Source organism: Protofrankia sp. Cas8, assembly GCF_963555845.1.
Lineage (GTDB): Bacteria > Actinomycetota > Actinomycetes > Frankiales > Frankiaceae > Protofrankia.
On record NZ_CAUVXI010000262.1, the window covers coordinates 1 to 6463 of the forward strand.

The window sequence follows — 6463 nt, forward strand, 5'->3', positions numbered from 1 at the left end:
AAGCGTTCACCATGGGGTATTTTGTGATACCCGTCCGGGACAACTTCTTAAAGCTACTGTCGAATTTCCATCGAGTCAAACCGCTCCGGATCAGCCGGTGTCAGCCTCGACAGTCGTTTCCGATCACTCACGAAGAGTGTCGAACCGGGGTTGGGGCCACCGTCGCGACTTGGCTTCGGTGTCTCCCGGCTTTCCGCCGGCAAGGAGAACATTACGGGTGCAGAACGGGAACGTCAAACGTCAACGGCTTTTTGATCTGTGAGCTACATCACATCGCCGGAATGTCGCCTTGACGCACCTGTCTGCTATGGGAGGATCGAGGGCCGTTGCCGCTGTGCCGGCGTCCGGCATCCAGGTGCGTGCGTCTCATCGCGTCTCATCGCTCATCGCGGTGCGGCACGGCTCCTGGCAGGTCACAGCGACCTGCCAGGAGCCACCGGTGCCCGGTCGGCGGTTGACCAGCGGGCCGTCAGGGGCTGTGTGCCCACTCGCGGTCCTGGGCCAGCCGGTCGGTGAGGGCGGCCAGCTGTTCGCGCACCCGGACGGGGGCCGTCCCGCCCGGAGCGGAGCGGGCCTCCAGCGCCCCCTGGACGGAGAGCACGGTGCGCACCCCCGGAGTCAGGCGCGGGTTGACGGCCACCAGGTCGTCGTCGCCGACCTCGTCGAGTTCGACCCCGTGCGCGGTACACCAGGCCACCAGCTGCCCGACCGCCTCATGTGCCTCCCGGAAGGGCACCCCACGTCGGACGAGGTACTCGGCCACATCGGTAGCCAACGCGAACCCGGCAGGCGCGGCCTCGGCGAGGCGGTCGCGATGCACCCGCATGGTCGCCACCATCCCGACGGTCGCCGGCAACACCACCAACAGGGTGTCGACCGCGTCGAACACCGGCTCCTTGTCCTCCTGCAGGTCACGGTCATATGCCAGCGGCAGACCCTTGAGCGCGACGAGCAGGCCGGTGAGCGCGCCGATCAGCCGACCGGACTTGCCCCGAGCGAGCTCGGCGACATCCGGGTTCTTCTTCTGCGGCATGATCGAACTTCCGGTGGCGAAAGCGTCGTCCAGCTCGACCCAGCCGAACTCCCGGCTCGTCCACAAGACGATCTCCTCGCCGAGACGGGACAGGTGCACGCCGGTCAGCGCGGCCACGAACAGGAACTCCGCGGCGAAGTCGCGATCGGAGACCGCGTCGATCGAATTCGCGAAGGCCGAGTCGAAACCGAGCTCCACAGCGACGCCCTGCGGGTCGAGTGGGAGGGAGGACCCGGCTAGCGCGCCCGCCCCCAGACTGCACACCGCGGCACGCCGGTCCCAGTCCCGTAACCGGTCGACATCACGGGCAAACGCGTGGACGTGGGCGAGCAGTTGATGAGCGAAGGAAATCGGCTGGGCGTGCTGGAGGTGGGTCATCCCGGGAGCCGGCGTGTCCACCTGGGCCGCCGCCTGATCGACGAGGGCGAGCTGCAGGTCGACGAGACACGCCGCCACCTGGCGAGCATGGTCACGCAGGTACATCCGCAGGTCGGTGGCAACCTGGTCATTGCGGCTACGCCCCGCCCGCAGCTTGCCGCCGAGCGTGCCGAGGCGTTCGAGCAGACCCCGTTCCAGGGCCGTGTGCACGTCCTCGTCGTCGACGGTCGGCCGGAACCGCCCGGTTCGCACAGCCTCGGCCAGATCGTCCAGGGCTGCGAGTACCGCGGTGATCTCGTCGTCGTCGAGCAGGCCGGCGCGGTGCAGCACGCGGGCGTGCGCGCCTGAGGCCCGCAGGTCGTACGGGGCGAGCCGCCAGTCGAACTGGACGCTGACCGACAGGCGGGCGAGCGCCTCGGCCGGCCCGCCGGCGAAACGGCCACCCCACAGCCGGGTCGGTGACTGGGGTGCCGGTGACTGGGATGCCGGTGACTGGGGTGCCGGTGTGGTCACCGGGACAGCCGCTGTTCGCGAGCCGACCACACCTTGGTCGGCAGACCCCACAGGTCGATAAAGCCCCGCGCGTCCCGCTGATCGAACTGGTCACCCGCGTCATAGGTCGCGAGCGCGTGGTCGTACAGGCTCGCCTCACCGCGCCGTCCGACCACCTGCGCCACGCCACCGGCGAGCCGGATCCGGACGTCTCCGCTGACCCGGGCACTCGTGGCGTCGATGAACGCGTCCAGCGCCGCCCGCAGCGGCGAGTACCACAGGCCGTCGTAGACAAGCTCGCCCCAGCGCTGGTCCACGCCCCGCTTGAACCGGGCAACCTCCCGTTCGAGGGTGAGGTCCTCCAGGTCACGGTGAGCGGTAAGCAGAGTGATCGCCGCCGGGCACTCGTAGATCTCCCGACTCTTGATCCCCACCAGCCTGTCCTCGATCATGTCGATACGCCCGACGCCCTGTGCACCCGCCCGCCGGTTCAACTCGACGATCAGGTCCACGAGGGGAAGGGCCCGGCCGTCCAGGGAAACCGGCAGCCCGTCGACGAAACCGATGGTCAGCTCGTCCGGTTCCCGCGCGAGCATCGGGTCGGCGGTGTAGACGAAGACATCTTCCGGGGGCTGCACCCACGGGTTCTCCAGCACGCCGCACTCGGCGGTACGGCCCCAGAGGTTCTGGTCGATGGAGTAGGGCGAGCGCGCGGTCACGTCGATCGGCAGGTTGCGCTCGTCCGCGAACGCGATCGCCTTGTCCCGTGTCATTCCCGAGTCCCGCACCGGCGCCAGCACCTGCAGGTCAGGGGCGAGGGCCATCACGCCCACCTCGAACCGCACCTGGTCGTTGCCCTTGCCGGTACAGCCGTGCGCAATGGCTCCGGCACCGAAGGTGTGAGCTGCCTCGACCAGATGACGGACGATGACCGGCCTCGACAAGGACGAAATCAACGGATAGCGGTCCATGTAGAGTGCATTCGCGCGGATAGCCGGAGCCACGAACGACCGGGCGAACTCCTCGCGCGCGTCGACCACGACGGATTCCACCGCCCCGCAGGTCAGCGCCCGCTGCCGGATCAGTTCAAGATCTTCGCCGCCCTGGCCGACGTCAACGGCCAGCGCGACCACCTCGGCACCGGTTTCGGCACCGATCCAACCAATGGCCACGGACGTGTCAAGGCCGCCCGAATACGCGAGTACGACGCGGTCGGTCACCACAGATCAACCTTTCCCATATCATTGAGGGTCTCCGGTGGCGGGAAAAACCAGCATCCCGCCACCTTTGACCGGCCATCATTGAGGGTCTCCGGTGGCGGGAAAAACCAGCATCCCGCCACCTTTGACCAGCCATCATTGAGAGTCTCCGGTGGCGGAAAAAAACCAGCATCCCGCCACCTTTGACCGGATATGTTCGGGTCGCAAAGCCCGGGTCACAAATAAATAATCATCCTGCCCCGCAGGTCAGGCCCGCCGGGCCGGGTCAGCCAGGTTGGCAAGTGAACCGCGGGAGCGCCCGTCGGCGAGGTCGAGCAGCCGTGCGGCGAGTTCAGGGCCGCCCGGGCCACCGCCACCAGCGGGATCACCGGTGGCCAGCCGAGCCGACCGGCAGACCACCAGGACCGTGTCGTCCCCGGCGATGGTGCCCATGACCTCCGGCAATGACGCCCTGTCCAGCGCCGAGGCGAACAGCTGGGCCGCACCCGCAGGGGTCCGCAGGACCAGCAGGTCCCCGTTGGCCTCGGCCGAAACGAGGAGGTCCTCACAGAGCCTGCCCAGCGGCAGCCGCACGGACTCCGTCGGAGCCAGATTGACATCGACGGCATACACCAGCGCACCGTCAGGGCCCCGCACCTTGGTCGCGCCGAGGTCGTCGAGGTCGCGTGACAGCGTCGCCTGTGTGACCTGGACGCCCTCCGCCGCGAGCATGCGGGCCAGCTCCGTCTGCGAGCGCACCGACTCACGGGCTATCAGGGCCGCGAGCCGCGCCTGCCGCGCGTGCTTGGTCAGCGGCGCGGCCGCGTGGCGAGCCACCCCATGCGCCGGTGTCGTCATGAGGCGGTCATGAGGCGGTCATGAGGCGGTCATGAGGCGGTCATGAGGCGGTCACGGGGTGACCTTGCCAGCCAGTACCCGCGGGGACGGCCGCGAGACCGGATCAGTCCGCTCCAGCAGAAACGCCAGCAACGCCTTCTGGGCATGCAGCCGGTTTTCGGCTTGGTCGAAGACGACCGACCGGGGTCCGTCAAGGACGGAACCCGCGATCTCCAGGCCGCGGTGCGCCGGCAGGCAGTGCATGACGATCGCGTCAGCACCGGCCGCCTCCACCACCTTTTCGTCGAGCTGATACGGCTGAAAGACCAGCGACCGGCTGTCGGCCTCGGCGTCCTGGCCCATGGAGGCCCAGACGTCGGTATAGAGCACGTCAGCGCCGGACGCGGCCTCGAGCGCGTCATGGGTCACGGTGACCGCGCCACCGGTCACCAAGCAGATCTCCGCTGCCTGCCGCAGCACCTGCTCGAAGGGCTCGTACCCGGGCGGCGAGGCCACCCGCACCCGCATGCCGGCAAGCGCACCGGCCAGTACCAGCGAATGCGCGACGTTGTTGCCGTCCCCGAGGTAGGCAAGAGTCAACCCGGCCAGGGTGCCGCTTCGCTCCCGGATCGTCTGCAGGTCGGCGAGCGCCTGGCACGGGTGCGCATGATCGGAAAGTGCGTTGACCACCGGCACCGAGGCCGCCGCCGCCATCCGCTCCAACCGGTCCTGGGCGAACGTCCGCACCACGATGGCGTCGACATACCGGCTGAAGACCGCCGCCGTATCCTCGATGGATTCGCCCCTGCCGAGCTGGGTGGTGGCCGCGTCGACGACCACGCAGTGTCCACCGAGCTCGGCCACGGCCACGTCGAAGGACATCCGGGTACGGGTGGACGGCTTCTCGAACAGCAACGCTACCGAGCGGCCGGCAAGTGGGCCGGGCTCGGTGCTCCGCACCCGACGGGTCGCCTTGAGGTGGTCGGCCGCGTCGAGGATGGCGGCCTGTTCGCCCGGGGTCAGGTCGGTATCCAGCAAAAAGTGTCGGATGGTCATGAGGTGGCCTCCAAAGCGAGCATCGCAGCGAGCGCCGGCGAGCAAGGAGCGCAGCGGCGGAGGACACCGGGATACACCGTCATGCGCAGACCTTAGAGTGCTCGGCGGCGGTCAGCGCAGCCCCGCCGATCTCGGGCAGCGCCGCGATGAACCTACCGGCCTCCGCGGCCGAGAGCAGCAACGGCGGAGCGAGCCGCACCGCGTCCGCGCAGACCGCGTTGACCAGGAAGCCCGCGTCACGGGCGGCGGTTTCGACGGCACCGGCGAACGGCAAACCCAACTCGATCGCCAGCCACAGGCCACGACCACGGACCCCCACCACGCCCGGTACGCCGGCGCCGAGGATCCCGTCGGTCAGGACGCGCCCGACCTCCACCGCGTTGGCGATCAACCCGTCCCGCTCGATGGTGGCGAGCACCGCGAGCGCAGCCGCGCAGACGATCGGTCCGCCGCCGAACGTACTGCCATGGTCACCCGGGCGCAGGAGATGGCCGGCCGGGCCGAACCCGATGCAGGCACCGATGGGCAGGCCGCCCCCGAGCCCCTTGGCCAGTGTCAGGACATCGGGGACAACCGCCTCGCTCTGGTGCAGGAACCAGGTTCCGGCCCGACCGATGCCACTTTGGATCTCGTCCAGGACAAGCAGGGCGCCCGTGCGGTCGCAGATGTCGCGCGCCGCCCGCAGATACCCCGGCGGCGGCGGGATCACGCCGGCCTCACCCAACGTCGGTTCCAGGAAGACCGCGGCGGTGCGATCGTCGACCGCCGCCTCCAGAGCGGCGACGTCACCGTAGGGAACAAAACGCGTGCCCGGCAGCAGCGGCTCAAACGGCGCCCGCTTGGCCGGCTGGCCGGTGATCGACAGCGCGCCGAGAGTCCGTCCGTGGAAGGATCCCTCCGCCGCGACGATCTCACTCCGGCCGGTCCGGCGCGAGATCTTGATGGCCGTCTCGTTCGCCTCCGCGCCCGAGTTGCAGAAGAACACCCGGCCGTCGACGCCGAGCAGTTCCAACAGCCGCTCGGCCAGGGCGATCTGCGGCTCGTTCACATACAGGTTGGACACATGGCCGAGGCGTCCGACCTGATCGCATACGGCCGCCTGCACGGCGGGGTGACAGTGGCCCAGGACGCTGACGGCAACTCCGGCGAGCAGGTCGAGGTACTCGCGCCCGTCCGCGTCCCACACCCGGGTCCCGGCACCACGTTCCAGCGCGATCGGCGGACGGCCGTAGGCCGCCATGATCACCGCATCTCGGCGGTTGAGCAGCTCGGCGTTCATGGGGCTCCTCCCACGGTGATGGCGGACGCGGTGTCAGGCGTGATCAGAGTCCCGATCCCGTCATCGGTGAAGACCTCCAGCAGGACGGCGTGTGCCACCCTGCCGTCGAGGACATGCGCCTGTGGCACGCCACCGTGCACGGCCCGCAGGCACGCCTCCATCTTCGGAATCATTCCAGTGGTCAGTGTC

General features: G+C 69.0%; 5 protein-coding genes and 1 pseudogene. All 6 read right to left on the reverse strand.

The features are described from left to right. Positions 1-469: 469 nt before the first annotated feature. A complete protein-coding gene (gene argH, locus U9977_RS24575) occupies positions 470-1924 on the reverse strand; it encodes an argininosuccinate lyase (protein WP_322751654.1) in 1455 nt (484 codons plus the stop codon). Further along, complete coding sequence (locus U9977_RS24580; protein WP_322751658.1) at positions 1921-3123, reverse strand: argininosuccinate synthase; 1203 nt, start codon at positions 3121-3123, stop codon at positions 1921-1923. Before U9977_RS24580 ends, argH begins: the two co-directional genes overlap by 4 nt. 246 nt (positions 3124-3369) lie before the next feature. After that, a complete protein-coding gene (gene argR, locus U9977_RS24585) occupies positions 3370-3960 on the reverse strand; it encodes an arginine repressor (RefSeq protein WP_322751655.1) in 591 nt (196 codons plus the stop codon). Between the two features lie 51 nt (positions 3961-4011). Further along, positions 4012-4995 (reverse strand): ornithine carbamoyltransferase, encoded by a 984-nt coding sequence (gene argF, locus U9977_RS24590; RefSeq protein WP_322751656.1) that lies wholly within the window; start codon positions 4993-4995, stop codon positions 4012-4014. 79 nt (positions 4996-5074) lie between these two features. Continuing rightward, the gene (locus U9977_RS24595; RefSeq protein WP_322751657.1) at positions 5075-6274 is read right to left on the reverse strand and encodes an acetylornithine transaminase; all 1200 of its coding nucleotides are present in this window, start codon (positions 6272-6274) and stop codon (positions 5075-5077) included. Beyond that, a pseudogene (locus tag U9977_RS24600) lies at positions 6271-6463 on the reverse strand (acetylglutamate kinase); the annotation flags it as partial. The gene U9977_RS24595 and the pseudogene U9977_RS24600, both read right to left, overlap by 4 nt.